Genomic DNA, 26,329 nt, shown 5'->3' on the forward strand with positions numbered 1-26,329 from the left:
TCACAAATAGAAGATGGCGACATTGGGCGACAGTGCGCTTATCGGTAAACTGCCCTCTTTCATCTTCCAAGGACGCCCCTGATGAAACAACGGTTTTCCCCGCTCGCGCTGGCGCTGCTCATCAGTTTTCCCGCCGATGCCTTACTGCTGCAGCAAGGCGACGTGCAATTTGAACTCGACCCTGCCACGCTGCATATCGCCGCAGGCCCGGTGCCGATCAATCTGGCGCAGCCTGCGCAGCAGGTAACGGATCTTACCGCAACGCCACGACGCGCCAGCTGGCGATGGCCGCAACGCGCAATCAACGTCAGCGCCCGTCTGGAAGGCGGCGATCTGCGCCTGAGCTTCAGCAGCGATCGGCCGCAAACCCTGAACTGGTATCATATGCCGCAGGGGGAAACGCTGCTGTTGCCGATCGGCGAAGGCAGCCGCATCCCGCTGGACAACGCGGTCTGGCGTCATTACCTGACGACGGAAATGACGCCGCTGGATACCAACTGGGATCTGAAACTGCCGCTGTGGAGCCTGCAACACCAGGGTAAGGTCTACAGCTGGCTGATGTTGACGCCGTTCAGTAACCAGATAGCCTTCGCCACCGCGCAGGAAAAGCTGGCGATGCGCGCCAGCCACCAATTCAATCGCTTCAATCAACAACAGGCATTCGAGGTGCTGCTGCACGTCGGCGACGCCCCGCTGTCCGGCGCCCGCCGTTACCGCGACTATCTGCAACAAAACGGCCGGTTCAGCAGCCTGCGCGAGAAGATCAAGCAGGCGCCCGAAGGCGAAAAGCTGATCGGCGCTACCCATATCTATCTGTGGGGCGACCAATTGCTGGCGACGGAAGATGTCAAGGATTGGCCGGGATTACTGCACTACTTCGCCTCTCCCGCCGCCGAAGCGCTGCGGCAGAAGATGGACGCCGAGAGCAGAAGCTTGCTGCTGCGGCTGGCGGGAAAAACGCCGGAGGGCTGGCAACAGCAGCCCCTGATCGACGGCATCAGCCGGGCGTTGACGGCGCAGTTCGCGCTTGGCGCGACGCCGGATGACGCCAACTTTCTGCAGGCGCAACAGCGCCAGGCCGCCGCAGTGCGGGCGCTGGCGCAACGGGAGCTGGGACGCTGGTTAACCCCTGCGGACGGTTGGGGGCAAGGGTTGGCCAAACCGGTGATCGACGCGCTGCGCCAGGCCGGTTTGCCGCGCCTGTGGTTGGGCACCGATAACTGGACCGCCGCCTTCCTGCACCCGCAAGCGGTAGCCGCCGCCAAAGCGGCCGGTTATCTGATCGCCAGCTACGACTCCTACGATACCGCCATCGCGCGCGGCGTCAACGACAGCTGGCTCACCGCGCAGTTGCCGACGACGCTGCGGGAATCCTGCGCCATCGTGCGCGCAGACGGCAGCAGGAAACCCGGCTTCGGTAAACAGGGTTATTACCTCAATCCAGGCTGTGTCCTGCCCTATTCTCAACAGCGCATGCGCGAACTGGTGCAATTGGCCGGGTTGAACAGCCTGTTTCTCGATGTGGACGGCACCGGCATGGTGTCCGACGACTATCAGCCCGACCACCCAACCGGCGCGGCGCAGATGGCCGAAGCCCGCAACGCCCGGCTCGCCTGGTTCAGCGCCACCCTTAAGTTACCGCTGGGCTCAGAGGATGGTAACGCAGTGACCGCGCGCAGCCTGATGTTCGCCCACGGCATGGAAACCTGGGGATTCGGCTGGGGAGATAAACAGATGAATCAGGATAAATCCTCGCCCTATTATCTCGGCGCTTGGTGGCCCAACGCCCAACCGGCGTTTTTCTTCCGCCCCGCCAAAGTGAAACAGCCCTACCGTACCGTCGAATTCGATCCGCGTTACCGCCTGCCGCTGTACCAGGCCGTTTTCCACGATGCTATCGTCAGCAGCCACCACTGGAATTACGACAATCTGAAATTCAGCGACGTTCAGACCACCCGCAGCCTGCTCAGCCAGCTGTACAACACCGCGCCGATGTTCCACCTGAGCCGCACCACTCTGGCGGCGCGCTTACCGGCGATAAAACGCGCCGATGCCGCCTTCCGGCCGCTGCATCAGGCCTTGTGGGATAAAGCGTTAACCGACTTCCGCTGGCTCGATCGGGACGGCTGGGTGCAACAGACGACGTTCAGCGACGGATCGACCCTGACCGCCAATTTCAGCGCGCAACCTTTCGGCGGCGTGGCGCCCCACAGCGTACGCGCCAAACTGGCCGACGGCCGCACTCTCGACGTCGCACCTTAGCAAGGCCGCCGACAGTGGGCTACGCTAGGCTATATTTCCGTTTACCCACAAGGAGCGGCCGATGACTCCCCTGATCCACACTCTGCTCGACGAGATTTGGCAAAGCCTCGGGCAATGCCCTGCCCCCGCCGATCGCCTCACCGTAAGCGGCACCGGCGCATTGCCTTCGGCTTTTCCCGTGACCGAATTGGCCACCGCCGCCTGGAGCGCTGCAGGTTTAGCCTGCGCCGAGCTGCTGCGGCGCGAGGGCGCCGCCGCGCAGCAGGTTTGGGTCGATCAACGCCTGGCCTCGCTTTGGTTCGGCTGGACGCTACGCCCGCTGGGTTGGACGCTGCCCGCCGCCTGGGACGCTCTGGCCGGCGACTACGCCACGGCGGACGGCTGGATACGCCTGCATACCAATGCGCCACACCATCGGCGAGCGGTGGAACAGGTGCTGGGCCCGGCATCGAAGAAAGGCGCGCTGGCGGAACGTGTGCTGGCCTGGAAAAAAAGCGAGCTGGAGGAAGCAGTGATCGCGGCCGGCGGCTGCGCAGCCCAAATGCGTTCGGCGGCCGCGTGGCGACAACATATTCAGGGTAAAAGCGTGGCGCTCGAACCGCTGATCCACACCGCATTGCAGCCGGAAGCGCCATCGCCCGGCTGGACGCTGCCCGTCGCCCGGCCGCTGCACGGCGTGCGGGTGCTGGACCTGACGCGCATTCTCGCCGGGCCGATCGCCACGCGTTTTCTCGCCGGCTTGGGCGCCGACGTGCTGCGTATCGACCCTTACGGGTGGGATGAGCCCGGGGTCGAACACGAAGTGATGTTGGGCAAGCGCAGCGCGCGCCTCAATCTGACCAATGCGCGCGATCGCCATACGTTTGAGCACCTGCTGAGAAACGCCGACGTGATCGTGCACGGCTACCGCGCCGGCGCGCTGGAGAAACTGGGCTATGGCGCGGAGGAAAGGCACGCGCTGGCGCCGGGCCTGATCGACGTCTGCCTGAATGCCTACGGCTGGAGCGGGCCGTGGCGCACCCGGCGCGGTTTCGACAGTCTGGTGCAGATGAGCTGCGGGCTGGCGGAGGCGGGCATGGTTTGGCGCAGCGCCAGTTTGCCTGTGCCGCTGCCGGTACAGGCGCTGGATCACGCCACCGGCTATTTGATGGCGGCGGCGGTGCTGACCGGTATGACGCAGCGCCTGTACCGCGGCACCGGCTATCGCGCGCGCTTGTCGCTGGCGCGGACGGCGCAGCTGCTGCTGGCGCATCCCTACCCGACGCATTATCGGCCGGAACCGCTGACACCGGCCGGAAGCGCCGACGAGAACCCTGAAACGGAACTGACTTACTGGGGGGCCGCGCAACGCCTGCGCGCGCCGTTGAGTCTGCAGGGCACGGCGCTGCAATGGGCGCTGCCGGCGACCACGCTCAGCACCTCGCAACCGGAATGGCTACGCCGCTAAATCGCCGCCAACTGCTGCTGAAGCCACTGCAGCAAGCGGGTGACCGCCGGCGTCAACCCGGCGGTCTGCGGCCATGCCAGATAAACGTCATCATCGCTCAGGCGACAGGGCGCGGCCAAGGCCACCAGCCTCCCCGCGTCGAGGGCATCCTGCACCAGCAGCTTTTTCGCCAACGCGATGCCAAACCCTTGCTCCGCCGCGCGAATCAATAATCCGGCATCGTTGAACAACGCCTGTTGCCGCCCGCATAACGGGCGCCCCTGCGCGTTGAACCAGTCGCGCCAGGGACTGACGTCGTGTTCGAGCAACGGAATATCGCCACCGTTCTCGAAAGCCGCCCCCCATTCTCGCGCCATATCCGGCGAAGCGACAGGCAACACGTCCCCCGAGGCGATGCGCTGCGCCTGCAGCCCCGCCCATTGACCGCTGCCGATGCGGATCGCCGCATCGAACCCCCGCTGCGACAGATCCTGCAGCGCCAGCGACGCATCGATATCCAGCGCAATATCGGCACAGGCCTCATGAAAAGCCGACAGACGCGGCAGCAGCCAGTAATGGGCAAAAGACGGCAACACGCTGATGCGCAGCGTCTGGCTTGCCGCCGCTCGCCGGGCGCGGGCGACGCCCTGCTGCAGCGCCTGGAGCGCCGGCTCTACCGCCGCCAGCAACTCTCGCCCGGCGGCATTCAGGCGCACGCCGCGCCCGCGCCGTTCAAACAGCGGATAGCCGACCGCCTGCTCCAGCAGCTGAATTTGCTGGCTGACCGCGCCGTGCGTCAAATGCACCTGTTGCGCCGCAGCGCGCAAATTTTCCAACCTGGCGGCGATCGCAAAGGTCGGCAAGACATGCAAGGGAATGCGTTCACTCATCATTGGTTAACCAGGCTATCCAAAAAGGTTATTTTTCATCGATTTTGACCGGCAGGCAAATGTTCTATGTTTACCCCATCATCCCTGACGCTTTCGGAGCCGCCATGCACCCACGTTTACAACAGGACCTCGCACAGTTTCCGCAGATCCTCGATCGCACCCGCCAACTGGCGGAAGATTTCCTGGCTGGGCTGCAGCAACGCTCGGTCTGCCCACCGCTCGAGCATCAGCAGCTGCAACCGGGCGACGATCGGCTCGACGAAAACGGCGAAGGCGCCCTGGCGGCGCTGGAGCGCTTTTGGCAACGTTATCAGGCCGGCATTTCCGCCAGCGCCGGCCCGCGTTATTTCGGCTTCGTCACCGGCGGCGGCACCCCGGCGGCGGTCGCAGCGGACTGGCTGGTTAGCGTGACAGACCAAAATAGCCTGCTCAGCCATGATACCATCGCAGCCACGATCGAGCTGGCGGCCGTGACGCAATTGAAATCCCTGCTGGGCCTGCCGGAAACGTTCAGCGGCAGCCTGGTCAGCGGCGCGACCATGGCCAATTTCACCGGGCTGGCCATTGGTCGGCAGTGGCTGGGGCAACAGCGCGGCGTGGATATCGCCCAACAAGGCCTGGCGGCGTTGGGCCCGATCCGGGTTCTGGGAGCCAATCCGCATTCCAGCAGCGTGAAGGCGCTCAGCATGCTCGGTATCGGCCGCGAGGCATTGACGATCGTCGCCAGCCTGCCGGAGTCTGAAGCCATGGATATGGCGGCGCTGGAGCGGCAGCTGGCCGCTAGCGCAGGCCAGCCAACGTTGGTACTGGCCAGTGCCGGCACGGTCAATACCGTCGCTTTCGACGATCTGCCGCAACTGCTGGCGCTGCGAGAGCGTTATCCATTTTGGCTGCATGTCGATGCGGCATTCGGCGGCGTGGCGGCCTGCTCGCCGCTCTACGCCCCAAGGCTCGAGGGCTGGCAGCATGCCGATTCCATCACCGTCGATGCGCACAAATGGCTGAACGTGCCTTATGACAGCGCGATCCAATTTACCCGCCATCTGGATCTGCAGATGCAGGTATTTCAGAACCATTCGGCCTACCTGGAAGCACCGACGCTGCGACCAGACAACTATCTGCATCTGACGCCGGAAAATTCGCGCCGCTTCCGCGCCCTGCCGCTTTGGCTGACGCTGAAAGCCTATGGCCGCAGCGGCATACGAGATATCGTCGAGCGCAATGTCGAACTGGCGCAGGCGCTGGGAGCGGCGTTAGCGGCCGAGGACGGTTTTCATCTGTTGGCGCCCGTGAATATGAACGTGGTGTGCTTTGCCCTCAGTCATCCACAGGGCGACAGCGAAGCGGCGCGCGATCGCTTTCTCGAACGCCTTAGCCGGCATGGGGTGGCGCGTTGCACCCCTACGCGTTATAACGGCCAGCCGGGGATCCGCGCCGCGCTGGTCAACTGGATGACGGAGGAACAGGACATTCGCCTGACGCTGGACTCGCTGCGCCATTGCCTGGCGGAGACGGCCTAAACGCCTGGCGCGTCACCCGGGCTGGAAGGCCTGCAAACGCCGTTCTTGCCGCCCGTCGTCGCCGATGTTATCCGGTGACAGCCAGGCGGCAAACGCCGAGCGCAGCGCCGGCCATTCTCCATCGATGATCGACAGCCAGTCGGTGTCGCGCGTGCGTCCTTTGACGACGACCGCCTGACGGAACGTGCCCTCATAGCGAAAACCAAAACGCTCGGCGGCCTGACGCGAAGGCAGATTGAGGCTATCGCATTTCCATTCGCAGCGCCGGTAACCCAGATCGTCAAACAAATGGCGCAGCATCAGGAAAATGGCCTCGCTGCCGAGCGCACTGCGCTTCATCAGCGGGGACCAGTTGATGGTGCCCAGTTCAGCCGCACCGTTGGCGGGATCGATGCGCAAAAAAGCGCAGGTTCCTACCGCGCGCCCGTTCGCCTGATCGATCACCACCATCGTGCGCCTGTCGGCGCTGGACGCCAGGGCCTGCAGGTAATGCTGAAAATCCTCGCGTGTCTGCGGCCGCGCCCAAAACAGATAGGTCCAGTCGCGGTCGTCCTCGGCGGTTTGATAAGCCTGATAAAGCTCGTCGCCCCAGCGTTCGAGGTTCAGCGGTTCCAGGCGGCAAAACCGCCCTGACAGTAACGCTTGCCCGGGCATGCCTGCCGGCTGCCAATGAGGGAGGGCATCGCCTATCGGCTGCCCATATTGATTTTGTCTCACCGCGACATCCTGTTTTTGAAAGGTGCAAGAGCAAATTAAAACCGGCGCGGGTCAGAAACAACTCCGACCTGCCGCCGCCCCTGCCGACCGGCTGGCAAGACGATAGTTTAGAAAAATCACTCAATCACCGATAAACATTCACACAAATGATTTCATATGAAATAAATATCCACATAACCTATTGTAAAATGGTGATTTATGGCAACAATTAAGCTACACATTCCAGCAATAATGTTAACTTTTGTTTGTTGTTATGATAAAAACAGAAGCGCTTATCATTAGCGAAAGGTGCCAAGACAATCATAACGCAATGATTTTTATGATTAAAAATAGAAGAGCCTAGAAGCGAGTGCTTTTTGAGCACTTAAAAAGCACGCTAAAAGACTTCAAAAAAAAGACACATGAATTTTTTTTAAGACTTTTCCTAGCAAACTAAAATTTTGTTTCGTGACATGATGAACAGATTATCAGCAGACAATGCCGGCAGGCGCGGGCGCCAAGCGCGAATCAGGCCCATCATGCCGACGCCGGGCGAGTAGCGGATCGCTCTGACTTAAGCCAAACTTATAGATTCATGCGATTAATAAGTTTAGTATGAAAATATCATTGAGTGCCGTCGTGTTTATTGATAGAACACTCGCTACACTGAATTATTGTTCCATTTTGCCTTTCGGCTTTTTAGGCTTTTTCTCATATTACCGCAGTAAAACGGATTTAAGTGGGGGTGCGATATGCCAACGATTATCATGGATTCATGTAGCTATACCAGATTGGGGTTAACCGACTATCTGACTTCGCATGGCGTGAAGAAGCGCCATATTAATGCCATCGAGGACATTGACAGCCTGCATGAAAAATGCAGTAAGTTGAATCCTAGCCTGGTGTTTATTAACGAGGACTGCTTCATCCATGAAGCAAACGCCACGGAGCGAATAAAACGGGTGATTTCACTGCACCCGGATACGTTATTCTTCATCTTCATGGCTATTACCAATGTACATTTCGACGATTATTTATATGTTCGCAAGAACGTCATCATATCGTCAAAATCCATCAAACCAGAGACTATGAATCAGCTACTTAGTCATTATCTCGAGAAAAAATCCCTACGGGTGGAGAAATCTTCTCTGGATCAAACGCCGGTGACGCTGAGCCAAACTGAATCGAACATGTTACGCATGTGGATGTCCGGGCAAGGCACCATCCAGATATCAGACCAGATGCAAATAAAGGCCAAAACGGTCTCTTCCCACAAGGGAAACATCAAGCGGAAAATAAAAACGCACAACAAGCAGATCATTTACCACGTTGTCCGTTTGACCGACACATTGACTAGTGGAATATTCGTCAATAGCCGCTGAACCGTAGAGAACGCCCCCACTTTGTTTACCCATCGTTAATTTCCGGTGATAACGTAATCCGGTTCTCAAACGCTGGGATAACCAAAAGAATACCTGCTGCGTTATCCCCCGCTGGCGCAACGGGTATTTTTATGTCGTCGATAAAAAAATTCTTACCGTATTGAAATAATCTCAAAATAGACAGTTTCGTTAGCAAATTAATGAGATTGTTCGAAGTTACTGCCCGGGCGCGCCGCAAGGCTCCACAAAAGTGCCGTCACGGCTGTCGATTTCATTAAAAAACCACACGCCCGCCGGGTAGTCCTCAAGAGACACCAGATACATGGTACCTTCGTTGAAGACCTCTACGGCCAGAATGACGCCTTCGCGCCGTGGGCCACCATCTGTTTTTACCGTCACTCGATCGTTAACCTGCATACCCTTCCCCATTCTTTGCGATTGGCATCAGTGTATTACAAAACCCCGGGTGAAGGACACCGCCCCAGCCCTGCCGGTCTCTGCTATCAGCGTAGCAGCCGCCTGGATTTTCACTTTCTTAACGGTTTGACCGCAGAATCTTAAGCCGTCCTCGCGTAACCTGTCTTCAGGCGTTTCCCCCCCAGAGAAGCGCTTGCAAATGAAGAAGTAACAAGGAACTTTTGCCCGCAGACTTGCGGGCTTTTTTTTATGCGCCGTCAAATTGCAGGCATAAAAAAACCCGCCTCGGCGGGTTTTATTCAATCAGCGGTAGACGCCAATTAGATAGCGGTAACGTTAGCCGCAGATGGACCTTTCGCACCGTTCTCGATAGAGAACTGTACGTTCTGGCCTTCAGCCAGGGTCTTGAAGCCTTGATCCTGGATAGCAGAGAAGTGTACGAATACGTCTTTGCTGCCGTCTGCTGGGGTGATGAAACCAAAACCTTTAGCTTCGTTGAACCACTTCACTTGACCTTTGATCATGTTGGACATGTCTAATTTCCTTCAATAATAATGTTAGCCGCCATGGGCGAGATAGCCGGTCATCAGTTACTTATGGAGGCACTGGAAAGGAAATTCGTCAGAGAAGGGCTATCCGGGATAACGCTTTAAATTTGAACTACTTTACTCAAAATGTCGTGCATAAATAGGTCTGTACCACAGGCCGACATCATTAACTCACGAGCGAGCGGCAATAGCAACCTTTTTCGCCGTGCAGGGGCGTTAATCTCGGCTAAACGCACAGGATTTGACCCCGTCTGCCTACGGGATCGCCAGCTGAATCCCCATTACGCCGCAGTCAAATGATAGTAATTCTCGTTTTACTGTTTTATAGTTGCCCGGCGTAATCATCCAGGGAGACCCACCATGCCGAGATGGCTCACATTACCGGCCGCCAGCGCCGCCGCCCTGCTGGCCTTTGCCGCTTACAGCGCCCCGCTTGGCGCGCTGGAGCTGAATTATCAAGCCCCCGATCCCAGCGTCGCCCCCGCGCCCAAGCCGCCGGCGTCGCCTGGGCCCGCGCCCAAGGCCGAGAAACCGCCGATCACCTGGGCAGAGGCGCGAGATAAAAACGGTTTTCGCGTCGACATCGAGTGCGATCATCCGGGCTGCAGCAAGCCGCGCACCAAACCTTATCCCGCGTATGACGGCCCGGTGAAGAAAACCGATCGCCGCCGCCAATCCGATCCTTATTCCACCAACCAGGATCCCGATTACAACATTCAGTTAGGCTATGAGTGGTAATGACGCTTTCGGAGAATACCTATACCTCACGCAATCACGGCCGCTTAGAATGGCGTCAGTTCACCACTCCTCCTGGTGTTGAACATGACAAGCTGTGTTGCAAATCTTTATGCGCCTCCCTATAGGCGCTTTTTTTTTGCCCTTCTCGCATCTCGCCTTTCCGATTACAGATTGGTCTCATTGCCCTGCAAAGTGATGAATGTCACAAATACGCCTCCTTGCCATTCTTATTCGGAGGTGATGTTCATGGCCACAGGATCTCTTGCCCTCCTGGCCGTCTTGGCCGGCATTGCGGGCTATGCGCTCTATAAACACTTCAAATCTCAGAAGAAAAGCGCATTCGTTCGCCCGCACGATCGGTAACCGACAACGCATTTTCACCGCAAAGGCGCGGCACGCCGCACGCCGCGCCTGCGGTTACCGTCATCCTTTCATCACAAAACTGTCACAATATGGCCATATGATGATTAGCGATTATCCGTTCTGGCTTAACACCAAGGATTTCGCCCATGACCATAATTAAAGCTGCAAACCACCAGGAAGCAGAAAAGCTCATCCGCGCCGGCACAGCCAAGAAAATCGAACTGGCTTACGACATCGGCAGCGACGATTTCTTCCAGCTTGCCAGCCTGTGGTGCGATAAAGGCGCCAAGATCTCCAAAGGAAAAGAACACTTTATCGTTTCATTGAAAGGGTTCCGCATCCCCCCTAACGATTGATGCCCAGCCGCCCATCGCGGCGGCGTCTCCTCCTCTTCCTCGCAAAACCGCTCTATTCGACCACGCGTACCTCATTCGATTTCGCTAAGCTAACAGCAGACTTTATTGTGGACGCGCCACCTGATAACCGCGTCCGCCACGATGAGGAGAGTAACCATGTCAACGAATGCACCGCTGCCCGACACGATGAAAGCGATTGAGATCAGCCAACCCGGCGCCCCCGAGGTTCTGGTCGTCGCCGAACGTCCGGTGCCGGTTCCGCAAGCGGGCCAACTTCTGGTGAAAATCGCCGCCGCCGGCGTTAACCGCCCCGACGTGCTGCAACGTCAGGGGAACTATGCGCCACCGCCCGGCGCCTCGGATATTCCCGGCCTCGAAATTGCCGGCGAAGTGGTGGCCATCGGTGAAGGCGTGACCCGCTTCGCGATCGGCGATCGGGTTTGCGCCCTCATCGCCGGCGGTGGCTACGCGCAATACTGCGCCGTGCATGAAAGTAATGCGCTGCCGGTTCCGGCGGGCCTGAGCCTGACCGAGGCCGCCGCGCTGCCGGAAACCTTCTTTACCGTCTGGGTCAACGTGTTCCAGCGCGGTCACCTCAAAGCCGGCGAGACCGTGTTGATCCACGGCGGCACCTCGGGTATCGGCACGGTCGCCACCATGCTGGCGAAAGCCTTCTGCGCCCAGGTGATCACCACCGTCGGTTCAGAAGAGAAGCGTCAGGCGAGCCTGGCGCTGGGCGCCGACGTGGCGATTAATTACCGCAAAGAAGACTTTGTCGCCCGCACCAAAGACGCCACTAACGGCAAAGGCGCCGACGTGATCGTCGATCTGATCGCCGGCGACTATGTGGCCAAGAACTATCAGGCCGCAGCGATGGAAGGCCGTATCGTGCAAATCGGCACGCAAAACGGCGTGGTAAAAGAGCTCAACCTGATGCCGCTGCTCTTGAAACGCTTGACCCATACCGGTTCGACGCTGCGTTCGCGCAGCGTCGCGGACAAAGCGCAGATTGCCGCCGAGCTGCACGAGAAAGTTTGGCCGCTGCTGGAGCGCGGCGTGCTGAAACCGCAAATCTTTAAAACCTTCCCGCTTGAAGAGGCGGCCGCTGCGCATGCGCTGATGGAATCCAGCGAGCACATCGGCAAAATCATGCTGACGTTCTGAGACCTTTCCCCGCAGCGGGGCTGCGGGGACATTTATGCCGCATTCAGGGAATGATGCGGCGACGACGGAATGCATCGAACAGCGAGAAAAACATGGCTTCGGTTTCGACAAACTGATGGAAACCGAAACGCCGCGCCTTGCTGCCGTCCGCGAACATGTCGTAGTCCCAGGAAAAGACGAAATCGGCGAAACGCCAGCCGGCCACCGCCCGGTAATCGGGCTCGGTCAAGGAGTGCCGTTGCGCCAGCTCACGCCACAGCGGCGCTTTGTCCACCATCATGTTTTCCAGCGTCATCGGCAACGGCGGCGCACATTCCAGCCCGAAGTACGCGGCGATTTTCGGCCACATTTCGCTCCAGCGAAACAGATCGCCGTTGTTGATGTTAAACGCCTGATTGGCTGCCGCAGGTTCGGTCGCCGCCCAGAGCGTGGCGCGCGCCAGCAGTCCGGCGTCGGTCATTTCCAACAGGCTGTGGTAAGCGCCCGGCTTCCCGGGAAAGCGCAGCGGCAGCCCGAGCGCTTTACTGATCGAGGCGTAAACCGCGATGCTTAACGCCAGATTCATCGGGTTGCCGAGCGAGAAGCCCCCCACGACGCTCGGGCGAATGGCGCTCCAACGCCAGCGCTTGCCTGTTTGGCGCTGCTCCAGATACTGCTGCTGCGCCGCGTTAAACTCCGGCGGCATATGCCCGGTATCGCTTTCACGCGCCGGCGTTTTAAACGGCCCCAAATGCGCGCCATAAACTTTATAGCCCTGCATCAGGCTGATATGTTCCAACGCCGGCGCAATCGGCTCCAGCCCTTCGACAACGTGTTGCAACATTTGCAGGTTCGGCGCCACCAGCCCCGCCCAATCCGGAGCATCTTGATAGGCGGCATAGAAAACGTGGCTAATCGCGCTCAGCGGCCGCAGCGCGTCCCGCGTCGCCGCCGCATCCAGCAGGTCAACCTGCAGGTGGCGCACCCCAGGCGCCGATTCGCCGCCCCGGCGCGAGACGCCCACCACTTGCCAACCTTGGTCAATCAGCTCCTCAATCAATCGGCGCCCAATCACGCCATTGGCGCCGATCACCAGCGCCTGTCGCTTTGCGTTCATTTTGTCACCCCTCGGATTATCGATACCCTGAGTGTTATTGATTAGCGATGCTTGCGGTAGATGAGGGTTTCCACTAACACTAATAAGAAATATCTATAGGCAAAATCGACATGGATAAGCTGAACGCAATGAAAACCTTTATGCGGGTGGCGGAGCTGGGCAGCCTGTCTGCCGCCGCGCGCGATCTGCGTTTGACGCAGCCGGCGGTCAGTCAGCAAATCGCCGGTCTGGAACAGCAGTTGGGGGCGCAGCTGCTGTTTCGCAGCACGCGGGCGGTCACCCTGACGGAGGCCGGCAATGATTACTATCAGCGTCTCAAACCGATTATGGCGGCGGTCGACGAAGCGGAAGAGGCGTTGCACGGCCAGCACCACCAGCTGCAGGGCAATTTGCGCCTGCATGCGCCGACCGGATTCGGGCAACGGCATATCACCCCTTTGGCCATCGCGTTCCAAAAGCGTCATCCGGATCTCACCATCGAGCTGCTGCTGGACGATCGCCGCGCCGACGTCATCGGCGAAGGCATCGACGTGGCGCTGCGCTTCGGCGAATTGCATGCGCCCGGCATGGTGGCGAAACGGTTGGGTGAGCTGCAACGCCTGCTGGTCGCGTCGCCGGCCTATCTGGCCAGGCATGGCGCCCCTCGTTCGCCGGCGGATCTGGTGAAACATGCGCACATTCGCTACAGCGGCCTAAACGACGGCGATACGCTCACCCTGCTCGGCCCCCACGGCGCCGAGATGGTCGCGCTGCGGCCCACGTTTCGCGCCAACAATACCTTATCGCTGCTGGCGGCCATCGAGGCCGGGGCCGGCATCGGTGGCGCTCAGCGGCCGCTGATCGGCGAACAGCTGGCGACGGGGGCGCTGGTTCCCGTCTTGCCGGAATACCGCTACCCGCCCATGGCGCTGCATGCGGTCTATCCCGCTTTACGTTTTATTCCGCAGAAAGTGCGCGCCTGGGTGGCGCATTTGCAACAGGCGTTGACGGCGATCGAGGGAATTAGCGGAGTGAATGCCCCCGGCCAGACGCCGGGAGCATAATCATTATTTGAACAGTTTGCCGACCATGTCGCCCAGTTCATTGCTGTCTTGCTGCACTTCACCGTTTGGCGAAGCGGCATCCGCTACCGTCGGCAAGAACTGTGCAATGGTGCTGGACGCCTGGGCCGGATCGACGCCCAGCTTTTCAGCCAGTTGATTGATCGCATCGCTGCCCAACGCCTGCTGCACATGATCGCCGGTAATCGGCTGGTTTTCGCCGTTACCGAGCCAGGAACCGACGATATCGCCGAACTGCCCCTGGCGGAACTTGTCTAAAATGGCCTGCAGGCCGCCTTGTTGCTCGACCCACTGCATAATGGCGATGTAGTCGATGCCTTTGCCGTTGGCGCCGCCGCCCAGAATGTTACCCAATACGCTATCGAACAGACCCATGATATTCCCCTTTCAGCCGCTGCGGCCCGTGCCGCACAGCCGGATTGATTTCACGAAAAAGGGCCGCCGCGGCGACCCTGTTGAGCAACGGCTGCTTAGCCTTTGATCTTCCTGTAGACAAAAAGCACCACCAGGGCACCGATGACCGCCACCACGAAGCTGCCCAGGTTAAAACCGTCAACGCGTCCCATACCGAAGAAGGTGCTGATATAGCCGCCGACGACGGCGCCCACGATCCCCAGTATAACGGTAACAATAAAGCCGCCGCCGTCTTTGCCCGGCATAATCCATTTAGCCAGGATACCGGCGATTAAACCAAAAATGATCCAGGAAATGATGCCCATTTTTACTCTCCCTATTGCCTTTTGCCTAACAGAAATCCTATTACCAGGCCCACGACGGCGCCGGCGCCTACCCCTGCCCAAGGGTTATCCTTGATGCAGGCACATGATTGCTCGAGCGCTGCCTTTACGCCGCTGCGCACTTCGCAGGCGGTGGTTTTAACGTAGTCGCTCGGTTGCTCAACACCGCTTAGATCGTCATTTTCATATGACATGTCAAATCCTTACAGACCCGCCCTCTGAGAACTTCGTCACCTGTTTCACGTCCGGCACCGCCCGTTCCGCGATCTTGCTCTGGACACTCTGCCCACAGCCGTTCAAGACGGGGCGTACGGCGACAAACGCACAACATCACACTATGACTATAGTAAAAAATCAGCGGTTTACCCATTTCCGTCCGTCTGAATTTCACCGCGTCAAAAGCGATCGCATTTCATCCCATTGTCATCTGGACAGGCTAAACTTTAAACACAGCCTCCTGGAGGAAACGCCGATGTTCAATGCCCCTTTTGTCCTGATTCTCGCGCTGCTGTATGCGCTGGCGGCCGTTTGGGACGGTTCCGCCGCGTTGCTGTTTCTCTAAGGTTACATAGTGGTTGTCACTTTTGCGATGCGCTGAATTGTGTCCTTATTTTTCAATGTCGCCAGCCGGTTGAAATAGCGGTGAATATCCGCCCTTCCCTCGGTAAAAATCTCATTTCGTTCCGTTTCCCGTCTGCGCTTAAATAAAGCGTAAAAAAAAGCATGAATGGAAAACCCGGTCTCACAAAAAATGCTCTATCATTTCGCACATAACAATTTGGGTTAAGGTCCCATTGCGAAATTAAAGGAAGAACAGAAAAAATGATTTCAAACCAACGCTTTGAGCGCGAATTCTTGCGCCCTCGTTATTGGTTGCTGTGGATAGGGCTGGGAATACTCTATCTATTGGTATTATTGCCCTACCCGCTCATTTATCGGCTTGGACACGGCCTTGGCAGAATCGCCATGCCCCTGATGAAACGCCGGGTAAAAATAGCGCGCCGTAATTTAGAACTCTGTTTCCCTGAGATGCCCGCCGCCGAAAGAGAGGCGCTGATTGTCAAAAATTTTGAGTCCGTCGGCATGGGCCTGTTCGAAGTCGGCATGGCCTGGTTCTGGCCTGACTGGCGCATCGCCCGTTGGTTTAAGGTGAGCGGCATGGAAAACATGCAGCTGGCGCGTCAGGACGGGAAAGGCGTGCTGCTGATCGGCCTGCATTTCCTCACTCTGGAGCTGGGCGCGCGCATCTTCGGCATGCAAAACCCCGGCATCGGCGTACACCGCCCGCACAATAACAAGCTGATGGAATGGGTGCAGACCTGGGGCCGGCTGCGCTCGAATAAATTCATGATCGATCGTAAAGATATCAAAGGCATGATCCGCAACCTGAAGCAGGGTGAAATCCTGTGGTACGCGCCGGACCACGATTACGGCCCGCAAAGCAGCGTGTTCGCGCCGTTCTTCGCCGTGGAAAACGCCGCCACGACGACCGGCACCTATATCCTGGCGCGTATGGGGCGGCCGTCGATCGTGCCATTCGTGCCGCGCCGTCTGCCGAATGCGCGCGGCTACGAGCTGATCGTGCAGCCGCCGCTGACGGACTTCCCGCTGGACGATGAAACGCGCGCGGCGGCCATGATGAACCGCGTGGTGGAAGAACAGGTGCTGCTGGCGCCCGATCAATACATGTGGTTGCACCGCCGCTTTAAAACCCGCCCACCCGGCGAACCTTCGCTGTATTAACCGCCTTCGTGCCTTCGCCCGCCCTGCCGGCGGCGAAGGCGCTCACCTAGCACGAGCATTCTACGTCAGGGGGACTACACTAATAAGTCACCGACGGCAATTATTGCCGCCAGCAATCATTTCTTCCCGCCCGAGGGCCGGTCGTTGCCTGTCGGGCCACAACCGAGGTCAATGTCATGCTGGTACAACCCTATTTGTTCTTCAGCGGTAACTGTGAGCAAGCGATTAACTTCTATGTACAGCAGTTGAATGCCAAAATTGAAATGGTCATGCGTTTTAAAGACATGCCCGAAGAAGCCCGCCAAGGCGGGCCGCAGGATGTCAATCCTGAAGCGATCATGCATGCGCGTCTGCTGATTGGCGACGGCGTGCTGATGGCCTCCGACGGCTGTCCGCAGGATGACAGCGGCGGCGCTTCCCACAAAGGCTTCTCGCTGTCGCTGAACCCCAGCGACGCGGAACAAGGACGCAAACTGTTCGATAATCTGGCGCAGGGCGGCCAGGTGACGATGCCTTATCAAGCCACCTTCTGGGCCAAAGGCTTCGGCATGCTGACCGATAAATTCGGCGTCAACTGGATGATCAACGTCGAATAACCCCGCATGGCGCCGCTAGCTGTAGCGGTGCCAGTCATACGCCGCTTTGGCGAACAGCGCGAACAACACCGTCAACAGCGCCAGCCCCAACCGCCAGTAAGGCGACCGTCGTCGCCGCCAGGCGAAGAACATCATCACCGCCAGCGCCCCCAGCGTGAGGGGGTAATACACCGCCAGCGTCAGTAAAGCGATAATGATGTAATCCGACATGGCTCTTTTACTCCTTCGCGTTCACACCGCCGCAAATGCGGGGTGCGAGGCGCCTTTCTCCCTATCGCCACGTTAAGGGCTAGAGGTCTGGCGCATTTATGCATAAAATATAAGATTGCTCTTAACTCAAATTGAATAGTAATCAAACAACAAGGGTGACATGACTCAGCAGCAACCCATACAGGATGCCGTGCCGCCGCGCAGCGTTAAAAGCTCCCCATTATTATTTCAGGCCGGCGTGTTTGTCATCATCGTTGCCGCCACGCTGATCCTCTTTAACAGCTGGCAAATCTGGAACGCGCACCAGCGCGATCTGCGCAGCGCCGAGCATGAATCCGCCAACCTCGCCCGTTCGCTGGCGCAACATGCCGACGATACCTTCATGCAGGTAGACGGCAATCTGCTCGATCTGACCGAACGTCTCCAGAACGACGGACTGGGGCCCTCGCAATTGACCCGGCTGCAACGGGTGATGCAAACCCAGGTCGGCAACCTGCCGCAGCTGCACGGGATGTTTATCTACGATGCGAGCGGCCGCTGGCTGGCGACCTCCTCGGGCAAATTCATCAAGAACGCCAACAACGCCGATCGCGATTACTTCAAATATCACCAAAACCGCGATGGCGGCGGTCTGTACATCGGCGAGGTGATCCGCAGCCGCACCACCGGCGATCTGATCATCCCCGTTTCGCGGCGCTTCAACAACCCGGACGGCAGCTTTGGCGGCGTGGTACTGGCGACGCTGTACGTCGATTATTTTCGCCAGTTTTACGACAGTTTCGCCCTCAACACCGACGCCTCGCTAAATCTGCTGCTGGCGGACGGCACCATCCTCTACCGCCGCCCTTACTCGGCGGCCTCGATCGGTAAAAATATCGCCAAGGGCGTGTTGTTCAGCGAAATATTGCCGCATTCGGAATTCGGCAACGCCACCATCACCTCGCTGTACGACAAAGTGGAGCGCATCTACGGCTATTCGCGGGTCAACCGCTTTCCGCTGGTGATCGCCGCCGGGCTGTCGAAACGCGACGCGCTGGCGGACTGGCGCACCGACGCCGGCCTGTTCGCCGCCGGCGGCCTCTCTCTGCTGATGATCCTGCTGGCGATGGGCGCGGTGCTGCTGCGGCAAATCAAGCACAGCATGCAAACCGAAGCCGAGCTGATGCGCACCCGCGATCAGCTGACCAGCATCAACCAGATGCTGGAAGAACTGGCGCTGCTGGACAGCCTGACCGGCCTGGCCAACCGCCGCCAGTTTGACATTGCGCTGAAGAACGAGCTGGCGCGCGCCTCGCGCAACTACCGCAGCGTGGCGCTGCTGATGCTGGATATCGACTACTTCAAGCAGTACAACGACAGCTACGGCCACGTCGCCGGCGACCAGTGCCTGCAGCAGATCGGCCAGACGCTGAAAGGGTTGGCGTGCCGCAGCAACGATATTCTGGCGCGCTACGGCGGTGAAGAGATGGGGATTATCCTGCCGGATACCGACGTGCAGGGCGCGCTGATTTTCGCCGAACGCGTCATCCAGGCGGTGCGCGATCTGAAGATCCCGCATCAGGGTAACCCGCACGGCATCGTCACCATCAGCATCGGCATCTGCGCCAAAGTGCCGCATATGTATAACGATACGCCGATCAGCTTTATCAATGAGGCGGACAGCGCGCTGTATCAGGCCAAGAAAAAAGGCAAAAACTGCATTTACGGCGCTTAATCACTCATCGGGCCACCAAAATTGGGCGGCCCGATTTATTCCCACGACAAAAATGAAATAATTTCCCGCCGAAGCATTATTTCCCCAATTTGCCCCGCTCTCGGAATGAAATAACGCCAATAAATAAGCAGCATATTTATTTTCATTACAATTCAATAAGATAAAAAATGCGCTATTCCGCGGACAATTCGTGCCATTTTTGATTATTCGTGCCTACGCCGAGCCTCGTTTAGCCTCCGTTTACTTTTCATTGGCATTGCCGGTGATACCCTTAGCAGGACTATTCTATATATCAGAAAGCCATCGCACGCTTCGGCGCACTGCGCCCTGCTGATACATCCATAATAGAACCCATAAATTTCACGTTGCATTTGGGCGACCGACGCAAAGACTTTTGGCGTCGCTCCAGCCAGCCACGGCGCAAGCCAGTGCAGCCAACCACGCGGCAACCTGAAAGGCGGGAATAAAGCGATATAGATTTGCGAGGAGATCTCATGCCTACTGGCGATATTATGCGTGAACAGGCCGTCCTGACGCTGCCGTTGCGACAATGGGCGGCAGCGGAAGCATCCAGCGCGGTCAGCGAACTGGAACAGGGCAAGGTGCTGTTTCTGCCCGAACTGGCCTTCACCCTGTCTGAGCAGGAAATGCCGCTGCTGGATCCGGCGCTGGTCGATCCGAAGCGCAAAAACATCAGCTATCAACCGCTGTCCGGCAAGCTGACCGGCGTCGCCGTCGCAGAGCGCCGGCAGCAGGTTCAGCAACTGCTGGAACGTTATTACCAATCTTGCCGCCAGCTGATCGCCGGGCTGTTGCCCGAGTATCAGGAGGCGCTGCACCATCCGACCGGCAGCCTGCGTTTGCATCCGGTTTCGGCCTGGCGCGCAAGCAGCTCCTGGCGCAAAGACGACAGCCGGCTGCACGTCGACGCTTTCCCGTCGCGCCCGAACTACGGCGAACGCATTCTGCGCATTTTCACCAACATCAATCCGCACGGTGAACATCGCCAATGGCGCGTCGGCGAACCGTTCCCTGAGCTGGCGCAACGCTTTATGCCGCGTCTGGCGCGCTACTCCGCCTTCAGCAGCTGGCTGCAGCACCGGGTACGCATCACCAAAACCCGCCGCAGCCATTATGACCACCTGATGCTGCAGTTGCATGACGCCATGAAGGCCGACGGCGATTATCAACAACAGGGGCCGCAGCTGGCGCTGGCGTTTCCGCCGGGCAGCAGCTGGATTTGCTTCTCGGATCAAACGCCGCACGCCGCGATGGGCGGCCAGTTTATGCTGGAACAGACCTTCTTGCTGCCGGTGAACAAGATGCAGGATCCGCAGCGCTCGCCGCTGAAAGTGCTGGAACAGCTGCGCGGTCAGCCGCTGCTCTGAATAGATTGCCGCCGCCGGCAGCTCCGGCGGCGGCAAGCGCGCATCACGCCTCGAAGTCCCCCTGTTGGCGCGCCACCAACGTCAGGATGCTGTACAGCGCCACCGGTTGCTGTTCCTGATTCAATACTTGCACATCCCACACCACCACGCCGTGCGGCCGATCTTCGGCGGTTTTCTGCGGCTTGCGGATCTTCTTCTTGCAGGTCAACCGCACCTGAATGGTGTCGCCGATCTTCACCGGTTCGATAAAGCGCAGATTCTCCATGCCGTAGTTGGCGATCACCGGCCCGACGGCGGCATCGACAAACAGCCCGGCCGCGGCGGACACCACAAAGTAACCGTGCGCCACCCGCTCGCCGAACAGCGAATCGGCGGCGCCGATCTTGTCCATATGCGCGTAGAAATGATCGCCGCTCAGGCAGGCGAAGTTGACGATATCCGCTTCGGTCACGGTGCGGCGCGCGGTCAACAGGCTGTCGCCCAGCTGCAGCTGCTCGAAGTATTTCCGGAACGGATGTACCGGGTGCTCGGCGACCGGCGCGCCGCGCACCCATTCACCGCCGATGGCCGCCAGCATTGCCGGGCTGCCCTGGATCGCCGTGCGCTGCATATAGTGCTTCACCGCGCGCAGTCCACCCAGCTCTTCCCCGCCGCCGGCGCGCCCCGGGCCGCCGTGCACCAACATCGGCAGCGGCGACCCGTGGCCGGTGGACTCCGCCGCCGCCTGTTCATCCAAAATTAACATGCGGCCATGGGCGCACGCCGCCGCGCGAATGAAGCGCTTGGCCAATGCCGGATCGGCGGTCACCAGCGAGCCCGCCAGGCTGCCCTGCCCCAGCAACGCCAGCGCGATCGCCTGCTCGGTATCCGCATACGGCATCAGCGTCGCCACCGGGCCGAAGGCCTCAGTGCCGTGCACCGCCTGATGGGTGAACGGATCGGCGCAATACAGCAGGGTCGGCGGATAAAACGCCCCGCCGCGCGCGCCGTCGCCCAGGATTTCCAGCTTATCCAGCGCCGCGCCGCACAGCGGCTCGCAGCCGTTGCGCAGCAGAAACTCCACCTTGCTTTGCACATCATCACGCTGCTCGTGGCTGACCAACGCCCCCATGCGCACCTGCTCCAGCTGCGGGTCGCCCACCGTCACCCCAGCCAGGCGCTGCAACAAGGCCTGACGCACCGCAACCACCTGCGCCGCCGGCACGATGATGCGGCGGATCGCCGTGCATTTCTGCCCCGCCTTGGCGGTCATTTCACGGCACACCTCTTTGATAAACAGCGCAAACTCCGGCATCTCCGGCGTTACGTCTTCCGCCAGCACGCAGCAGTTGAGCGAATCCGCCTCCATGGTGAAGGCGATCGACTTCTCCAACAGCCGCGGGTGCGCGCGCAGCCGCTGCCCGGTCTGCGCCGAACCGGTGAACGTCACCGCATCCTGATAATCCAGGTGCGCAAACATGTCGCCGACGCCACCGCATACCAACTGCAGCGCCCCTTCCGGCACCAGCCCGCTGTCGACGATCAGCCTGACCATCGCCTGCGTCAGCTGCGCGGTGGCGGTGGCCGGCTTGATGATGGCCGGCATGCCCGCCAGCCAGGTCGGCGCCAGTTTTTCCAGCATGCCCCAGCAAGGGAAGTTGAAGGCGTTGATATGCAGCGCCACGCCGGGGCGCGAGGTCAATACGTGGCGGGCGGCGAACTGCGCCTGCTTCGACAGCGGGATCAGCTCATCTTCCGGCCACAGCGTATCGTCCGGCAGATCGCGGCCGGCCATGCCGGCATAGGCGAACAGCGTGGCGATGCCGCCTTCGATATCGACCCAGCCGTCGCTGCGCGTCGCCCCGGTTTGATAGGAAATCTGATACAGCGCCTCTTTATGCGCCAGCAAGTGTTTCGCCACCGCTTTCAGCATCTGGGCGCGCTGCTGGAACGTCATGTGCGCCAGCGCCGGGCCGCCGTGGCTGCGGGCATAGCTCAAGCTGGCCGCTAACGGCAGGCCGTCGGAGCAAACCTGGTACAGCGCTTCGCCGGTTACGGCGTGACGGATCTCGCGCGCCTCTCCCTGCCCGTACACCCAGGCGCCAGAAAGATAACTGTGTAACTGCTGCATGTGCCCTCCGGAATTCATAAATTTTCACAATACAGCTTAATTACGTATCACATAAATGCCAGTTTACGCCAAACTCAATTTTAACAAAAAGAGAACAAGAAGCGCGTTCAAGCCGCTTTCCCTGTCGTTAACACAGCGTTATTGATTTTATTTATCAAATTAAATCAATAATATAAACAATTCACTTGTGAGTGCGCTCGCAAAACCACATGAATCTCGTTTGATCTTTTTGTTATCAGTTTGTAGCCTTATGGTTAGTTAAAGTGATTCACATTTTTATATTCAATGTGAAAAATACGAATCACCAAGAGGCGAACATGACAACTGAAGCACAGTATCAGCAGCATTTCGACGCCAAGATCGCGACGGATATCGCTATCGAAGCCAAAGACTGGATGCCGGACGCTTACCGTCAGAACCTGATTCGGCAGATCGGCCAACACGCCCATTCGGAAGTCATCGGCATGCTGCCGGAAGCCAACTGGTTGACGCGCGCCCCCACGCTGCGCCGCAAAGCGGTGCTGCTGGCCAAAGTGCAGGATGAGGCCGGCCACGGCCTGTACCTCTACAGCGCCGCCGAAACCCTCGGCTGTTCGCGCCAGGACATCTACCAAAAGATGCTCGACGGCAAAATGAAGTACTCCTCGATCTTCAATTACCCCACGCTCAACTGGGCGGATATCGGCGTGATCGGCTGGCTGGTCGACGGCGCCGCCATCGTCAACCAGGTGGCGCTGTGCCGCGCGTCCTACGGCCCCTATGCGCGGGCGATGGTGAAGATCTGCAAAGAGGAGAGCTTCCACCAGCGCCAGGGCTACGAGGCGGTGATGGCGATGGCCAACGGCAGCGACACGCAGCGCGCCATGTTGCAGGACGCCATCGATCGTTTCTGGTGGCCGGTGCTGATGATGTTCGGCCCGAGCGACGCCGACTCCCCTCACAGCGCCCAGAGCATGGCGTGGAAAATCAAACGCCACAGCAACGATGAGCTGCGGCAAAAGTTCGTCGACAACACCGTGCCGCAGCTTGAGGCGCTGGGCATGACGGCGCCGGACCCGAGTCTTACCTGGGACGAGGCCGCCGGCCACTATCGCTTCGGCGAGATCGACTGGAGCGAACTGCATGAAGTGATCAAAGGACGCGGCCAATGCAACCACGAACGCCTGCAGGCCAAACGCCGCGCCTGGGAAGACGGCGCCTGGGTACGCGACGGCGCCATGGCCCACGCCGCGAAAAACGCCGCTTCCGCCGCATAGCCAACATAAGGAACCGAGATCATGAGCCACGTTGAATGGCCGCTGTATGAAGTGTTTATCCGCAGCAAACAAGGGTTGGCGCATCGCCACGTCGGCAGCCTGCACGCCGCAGACGACCAAATGGCGCTGGAAAACGCCCGCGACGCCTACACGCGCCGTAATGAAGGCTGCTCGATTTGGGTGGTGCAATCCCGCCATCTGATCGCCTCGCAGCCGGAAGATCGCGGCGCCTTCTTCGATCCTTCCGAAGACAAGATCTACCGTCATCCGACGTTTTACACCATTCCCGACGGCATCAAGAACATGTAGAGGCGACCATGACGGTTAACGATCCGCGCATCAGCTATTTGCTTCGCCAGGGCGACACGCCTCTGATCCTCGCCCAGCGCCTGTGCGCCTGGTGCGGCCACGCGCCCGAGCTGGAGATCGATCTGGCGTTGGCCAACATCGGGCTCGATCTGCTCGGCCAGGCGCGCCACTTCCTGGGCTACGCCGCCGAACTGGCCGGGCCGCCCTGCAGCGAAGACAGCCTGGCCTTCGGGCGCGACGAACGCCAGTTTCATAACCTGCTGCTGGCGGAACAGCCGAACGGCGGTTTCAACGACACGTTGGTGCGCCAGTTCCTGCTCGACGTCTACCACGTGCAGCTGCACCAGGCGTTGAGCCGCAGCGGCGATGCGCAGATCGCCGCCATCGCTGCCAAGTCGTTGAAGGAGGCCGATTACCACCTGCGCTTCAGCCGCGGCTGGATGATCCGCCTCGGCGACGGCAACGACGTCAGCCACCGCAAGATCCAGCAGTCGCTGGATAACCTGTGGCGCTTCACCGCTGAGCTGTTCCACGCCGACGCGCTGGAGCTTGAGCTGGCGGAACAGGGCATCGCCGTCGATCCGCGCGAGCTGCAGGCTCCCTGGCAAGCGCAGGTGGAAGAGACACTGCGTCAGGCGACATTGACGCTGCCCGCCGAGCAGGCGTTCCGGCACGGCGGCAAACAAGGCCGACACAGTGAACACCTCGGCCCGCTGCTGGCGGAGATGCAGTTCCTGCAACGCGCCTATCCAAACGGCCAATGGTAGGAGGCCGCGATGAACGTCACTCGTTTGCAACCCGCCGAAATCCCGCAGATTTGGCACTGTCTGCAACAGATCAGCGATCCCGAGCTGCCGGTGCTGTCGATCACCGATTTGGGCATGGTGCGCGACGTGGCGCGCGACGGCAACGGCTGGCGCGTGACCTTCACCCCCACCTACTCCGGCTGCCCGGCCACCGAATTTTTGCTCAACGCCATTGAGCAGCGGCTGACGGCCGCCGGCTTCAGCCCGGTGCAGGTGGACATTCGCCTCAGCCCGGCCTGGACCACCGACTGGATGAACGCCGACGCCCGCGAACGGCTGCGGCAATACGGCGTAGCGCCGCCGCAGGGCCACACCTGCGATCGGCCGCACGCCCACGGTCCGGTAGCCTGCCCGCGCTGCGGCAGCACCCACAGCGAGAAGATCAGCGAGTTCGGCTCCACCGCCTGTAAAGCGCTGTACCGCTGCTGCGACTGCCGGGAACCGTTCGATTATTTCAAATGCATATAGGAGCGCTGACACCATGACGGTCTTTCATCGCCTGAACGTCGCCGCCATCGAGCGCGAAACGCCGGACGCCGTAGCCATCACCCTGCGGGTGCCCGAAGAGCTGCAAAACCAATACCGCTACACCCCCGGCCAGCACCTGACGCTCAAGGCGCGGGTCAACGGCGAAGAGCTGCGGCGTTGCTATTCCATCTGCAGTTCACCGCAGGAAGGCCTGCTGCAGATCGGCGTAAAAGCGATTGATCAGGGCCGTTTCTCCGGCTTCGTCAACCGCATGCTGAAAGTCGGCGATGCGCTGGAAGTGATGGTGCCGCAGGGGCGCTTCGGCTATCAGCCGCAGGCGGAGCGCCGCGGCAATTACCTGGCGATCGCCGCCGGCTCCGGCATCACGCCGATGCTGTCGATCATCAAAGCGACGCTGCAGCTCGAACCGGGCAGCAGTTTTACCCTGATCTACGGCAACCGCAACAGCCGTTCGATGATGTTCAAAGAAGCGCTGTCGGATCTGAAAAACCGCTACCCGCAGCGTTTTCAGCCGCTGTACCTGTTCAGCCAGGAGAGCCTCGACAGCCCGCTGCTCAGCGGCCGCATCGATCGTGAACGCCTGACGGCGATCGGCGGCGCGCTGCTGGATTTCCGCGACTATGACCACGCCTTCATCTGCGGGCCGGAATCGATGATGGACGACGCGCAGACCGTGCTGGAACAGGCCGGCGTTCCGGCCAACCACATCCACAGCGAACGTTTCAACACCAGCGGCCTGGTCGCCCGCCCGCGCCACAGCGGCGATCGCAACGCCGCCAGGGTGACAATCCTGCTCGACGGCCGCCGGTTGGATATCGAGCTCGGCGAACAGGACGACAGCATTCTCGACGCTGCGCTGCGCCAGGGCGCCGACCTGCCCTACGCCTGCAAAGGCGGCGTATGCGCCACCTGCAAATGCCGTCTGAAGGCCGGCCAGGTCGAGATGGGCGTCAACTACAGCCTGGAGCCGGATCAGTTGGCGGCGGGCTATGTATTGAGCTGCCAGTCGTGGCCGAAAGGCGACGGCGTGGTATTGGACTTCGACGTCTAGG

27 protein-coding genes are annotated in these 26,329 nt (G+C 59.6%); 17 read left to right on the plus strand and 10 right to left on the minus strand.

The genetic code is table 11. The features are described 5' to 3' along the window. The first annotated feature begins 81 nt into the window (after window positions 1–81). Window positions 82–2,262, plus strand: coding sequence for a glycoside hydrolase (locus ACSBQS_RS11325; RefSeq protein WP_434990547.1), 2,181 nt, complete (start codon window positions 82–84; stop codon window positions 2,260–2,262). A 61-nt stretch (window positions 2,263–2,323) separates the two neighbouring features. Next, complete coding sequence (locus tag ACSBQS_RS11330) at window positions 2,324–3,709, plus strand: CoA transferase (protein WP_197666036.1); 1,386 nt, start codon at window positions 2,324–2,326, stop codon at window positions 3,707–3,709. Here ACSBQS_RS11330 and ACSBQS_RS11335 read toward each other — a convergent pair. Beyond that, window positions 3,706–4,581 (minus strand): LysR substrate-binding domain-containing protein, encoded by an 876-nt coding sequence (locus ACSBQS_RS11335; protein ID WP_033650819.1) that lies wholly within the window; start codon window positions 4,579–4,581, stop codon window positions 3,706–3,708. The genes ACSBQS_RS11330 and ACSBQS_RS11335 overlap by 4 nt on opposite strands. Before the next feature lie 101 nt (window positions 4,582–4,682). Here ACSBQS_RS11335 and ACSBQS_RS11340 point away from each other — a divergent pair, with 101 nt between their 5' ends. Continuing rightward, on the plus strand, window positions 4,683–6,098 hold the full coding sequence (locus ACSBQS_RS11340; protein ID WP_147838094.1) for a pyridoxal phosphate-dependent decarboxylase family protein: 1,416 nt from the start codon (window positions 4,683–4,685) through the stop codon (window positions 6,096–6,098). 12 nt (window positions 6,099–6,110) lie between these two features. Here ACSBQS_RS11340 and ACSBQS_RS11345 read toward each other — a convergent pair whose 3' ends face one another. After that, window positions 6,111–6,752, minus strand: a complete 642-nt coding sequence (locus ACSBQS_RS11345; protein ID WP_033643593.1) for a GNAT family N-acetyltransferase — start codon at window positions 6,750–6,752, stop codon at window positions 6,111–6,113. A 794-nt stretch (window positions 6,753–7,546) separates the two neighbouring features. Between ACSBQS_RS11345 and rcsA the strand changes: the two genes are divergently transcribed. Next, window positions 7,547–8,176 carry a transcriptional regulator RcsA gene (gene rcsA / locus ACSBQS_RS11350; protein WP_019453510.1) on the plus strand — a complete coding sequence of 210 codons (630 nt, stop codon included), beginning with the start codon at window positions 7,547–7,549 and terminating at the stop codon, window positions 8,174–8,176. 216 nt (window positions 8,177–8,392) lie between these two features. Here rcsA and dsrB read toward each other — a convergent pair whose 3' ends face one another. Next, complete coding sequence (dsrB, locus tag ACSBQS_RS11355) at window positions 8,393–8,593, minus strand: protein DsrB (protein ID WP_033643594.1); 201 nt, start codon at window positions 8,591–8,593, stop codon at window positions 8,393–8,395. A gap of 320 nt (window positions 8,594–8,913) precedes the next feature. Then, the gene (gene cspE / locus ACSBQS_RS11360; RefSeq protein ID WP_004935122.1) at window positions 8,914–9,126 is read right to left on the minus strand and encodes a transcription antiterminator/RNA stability regulator CspE; all 213 of its coding nucleotides are present in this window, start codon (window positions 9,124–9,126) and stop codon (window positions 8,914–8,916) included. Between the two features lie 375 nt (window positions 9,127–9,501). Between cspE and ACSBQS_RS11365 the strand changes: the two genes are divergently transcribed. The 3 genes from ACSBQS_RS11365 (at window position 9,502) to ACSBQS_RS11375 (ending at window position 11,762) form a co-directional block, all read left to right on the plus strand. Next, window positions 9,502–9,879, plus strand: a complete 378-nt coding sequence (locus tag ACSBQS_RS11365) for a hypothetical protein (RefSeq protein ID WP_116286298.1) — start codon at window positions 9,502–9,504, stop codon at window positions 9,877–9,879. 509 nt (window positions 9,880–10,388) lie between these two features. Then, window positions 10,389–10,598, plus strand: a complete 210-nt coding sequence (locus ACSBQS_RS11370) for a hypothetical protein (protein WP_004935132.1) — start codon at window positions 10,389–10,391, stop codon at window positions 10,596–10,598. A 156-nt stretch (window positions 10,599–10,754) separates the two neighbouring features. Further along, complete coding sequence (locus ACSBQS_RS11375; RefSeq protein ID WP_197749489.1) at window positions 10,755–11,762, plus strand: NAD(P)H-quinone oxidoreductase; 1,008 nt, start codon at window positions 10,755–10,757, stop codon at window positions 11,760–11,762. 43 nt (window positions 11,763–11,805) lie between these two features. On the opposite strand, the gene ACSBQS_RS11380 is transcribed toward ACSBQS_RS11375, so the two are convergent. After that, window positions 11,806–12,858: an SDR family oxidoreductase gene (locus ACSBQS_RS11380; protein ID WP_197749488.1), complete on the minus strand. Its 1,053-nt coding sequence runs from the start codon at window positions 12,856–12,858 to the stop codon at window positions 11,806–11,808. A 110-nt stretch (window positions 12,859–12,968) separates the two neighbouring features. Between ACSBQS_RS11380 and ACSBQS_RS11385 the strand changes: the two genes are divergently transcribed. Further along, window positions 12,969–13,901, plus strand: coding sequence for a LysR family transcriptional regulator (locus tag ACSBQS_RS11385; RefSeq protein ID WP_033650815.1), 933 nt, complete (start codon window positions 12,969–12,971; stop codon window positions 13,899–13,901). 3 nt (window positions 13,902–13,904) lie between these two features. On the opposite strand, the gene ACSBQS_RS11390 is transcribed toward ACSBQS_RS11385, so the two are convergent. From ACSBQS_RS11390 to ACSBQS_RS11400, 3 genes are all read right to left on the minus strand, one after another. Then, complete coding sequence (locus ACSBQS_RS11390; protein WP_019453502.1) at window positions 13,905–14,294, minus strand: YidB family protein; 390 nt, start codon at window positions 14,292–14,294, stop codon at window positions 13,905–13,907. A gap of 95 nt (window positions 14,295–14,389) precedes the next feature. Further along, window positions 14,390–14,638: a GlsB/YeaQ/YmgE family stress response membrane protein gene (locus ACSBQS_RS11395; RefSeq protein WP_004935146.1), complete on the minus strand. Its 249-nt coding sequence runs from the start codon at window positions 14,636–14,638 to the stop codon at window positions 14,390–14,392. 11 nt (window positions 14,639–14,649) lie between these two features. Next, entirely contained in the window at window positions 14,650–14,850 is a 201-nt protein-coding gene (locus ACSBQS_RS11400; protein ID WP_033643599.1) for a glycine zipper domain-containing protein, read from the minus strand. A gap of 628 nt (window positions 14,851–15,478) precedes the next feature. Between ACSBQS_RS11400 and ACSBQS_RS11405 the strand changes: the two genes are divergently transcribed. Both ACSBQS_RS11405 and yjdN read left to right on the plus strand, forming a co-directional pair. Next, window positions 15,479–16,399 carry a Kdo(2)-lipid IV(A) acyltransferase gene (locus ACSBQS_RS11405; protein WP_033650814.1) on the plus strand — a complete coding sequence of 307 codons (921 nt, stop codon included), beginning with the start codon at window positions 15,479–15,481 and terminating at the stop codon, window positions 16,397–16,399. Window positions 16,400–16,575: 176 nt separating this feature from the next. Continuing rightward, window positions 16,576–16,995, plus strand: coding sequence for a VOC family metalloprotein YjdN (yjdN, locus tag ACSBQS_RS11410; protein ID WP_046687369.1), 420 nt, complete (start codon window positions 16,576–16,578; stop codon window positions 16,993–16,995). A 15-nt stretch (window positions 16,996–17,010) separates the two neighbouring features. On the opposite strand, the gene ACSBQS_RS11415 is transcribed toward yjdN, so the two are convergent. Next, window positions 17,011–17,205: a hypothetical protein gene (locus ACSBQS_RS11415; protein ID WP_033643602.1), complete on the minus strand. Its 195-nt coding sequence runs from the start codon at window positions 17,203–17,205 to the stop codon at window positions 17,011–17,013. 160 nt (window positions 17,206–17,365) lie between these two features. Between ACSBQS_RS11415 and ACSBQS_RS11420 the strand changes: the two genes are divergently transcribed. Together ACSBQS_RS11420 and ACSBQS_RS11425 are read left to right on the plus strand one after the other, a co-directional pair. Next, complete coding sequence (locus tag ACSBQS_RS11420) at window positions 17,366–18,919, plus strand: sensor domain-containing diguanylate cyclase (RefSeq protein ID WP_033650812.1); 1,554 nt, start codon at window positions 17,366–17,368, stop codon at window positions 18,917–18,919. 494 nt (window positions 18,920–19,413) lie between these two features. Further along, window positions 19,414–20,307 carry a Kdo hydroxylase family protein gene (locus tag ACSBQS_RS11425; protein ID WP_197666032.1) on the plus strand — a complete coding sequence of 298 codons (894 nt, stop codon included), beginning with the start codon at window positions 19,414–19,416 and terminating at the stop codon, window positions 20,305–20,307. Between the two features lie 43 nt (window positions 20,308–20,350). Here the strand turns inward: ACSBQS_RS11425 and paaZ are convergent, their stop codons facing one another. Next, on the minus strand, window positions 20,351–22,417 hold the full coding sequence (gene paaZ, locus ACSBQS_RS11430) for a phenylacetic acid degradation bifunctional protein PaaZ (protein ID WP_342163438.1): 2,067 nt from the start codon (window positions 22,415–22,417) through the stop codon (window positions 20,351–20,353). Between the two features lie 317 nt (window positions 22,418–22,734). On the opposite strand from paaZ, the gene paaA reads away from it, so the two are divergent. Genes paaA through paaE form a run of 5 tightly spaced genes read left to right on the plus strand, consistent with a single transcriptional unit; the run spans window position 22,735 to window position 26,328 of the window. Beyond that, entirely contained in the window at window positions 22,735–23,673 is a 939-nt protein-coding gene (paaA, locus tag ACSBQS_RS11435; RefSeq protein WP_342163440.1) for a 1,2-phenylacetyl-CoA epoxidase subunit PaaA, read from the plus strand. A 21-nt stretch (window positions 23,674–23,694) separates the two neighbouring features. Then, entirely contained in the window at window positions 23,695–23,982 is a 288-nt protein-coding gene (paaB, locus tag ACSBQS_RS11440) for a 1,2-phenylacetyl-CoA epoxidase subunit PaaB (protein WP_004935173.1), read from the plus strand. Window positions 23,983–23,990: 8 nt separating this feature from the next. Then, on the plus strand, window positions 23,991–24,749 hold the full coding sequence (gene paaC / locus ACSBQS_RS11445; RefSeq protein ID WP_342163442.1) for a 1,2-phenylacetyl-CoA epoxidase subunit PaaC: 759 nt from the start codon (window positions 23,991–23,993) through the stop codon (window positions 24,747–24,749). Between the two features lie 9 nt (window positions 24,750–24,758). After that, a complete protein-coding gene (paaD, locus tag ACSBQS_RS11450) occupies window positions 24,759–25,256 on the plus strand; it encodes a 1,2-phenylacetyl-CoA epoxidase subunit PaaD (protein WP_015378350.1) in 498 nt (165 codons plus the stop codon). Window positions 25,257–25,269: 13 nt separating this feature from the next. After that, complete coding sequence (paaE, locus tag ACSBQS_RS11455) at window positions 25,270–26,328, plus strand: 1,2-phenylacetyl-CoA epoxidase subunit PaaE (RefSeq protein ID WP_033643610.1); 1,059 nt, start codon at window positions 25,270–25,272, stop codon at window positions 26,326–26,328. Window position 26,329: the final 1 nt, after the last annotated feature.

Source organism: Serratia sp. H402Y (assembly GCF_051172415.1).
In the GTDB taxonomy this organism is placed as follows: Bacteria; Pseudomonadota; Gammaproteobacteria; order Enterobacterales; family Enterobacteriaceae; genus Serratia; species Serratia ureilytica.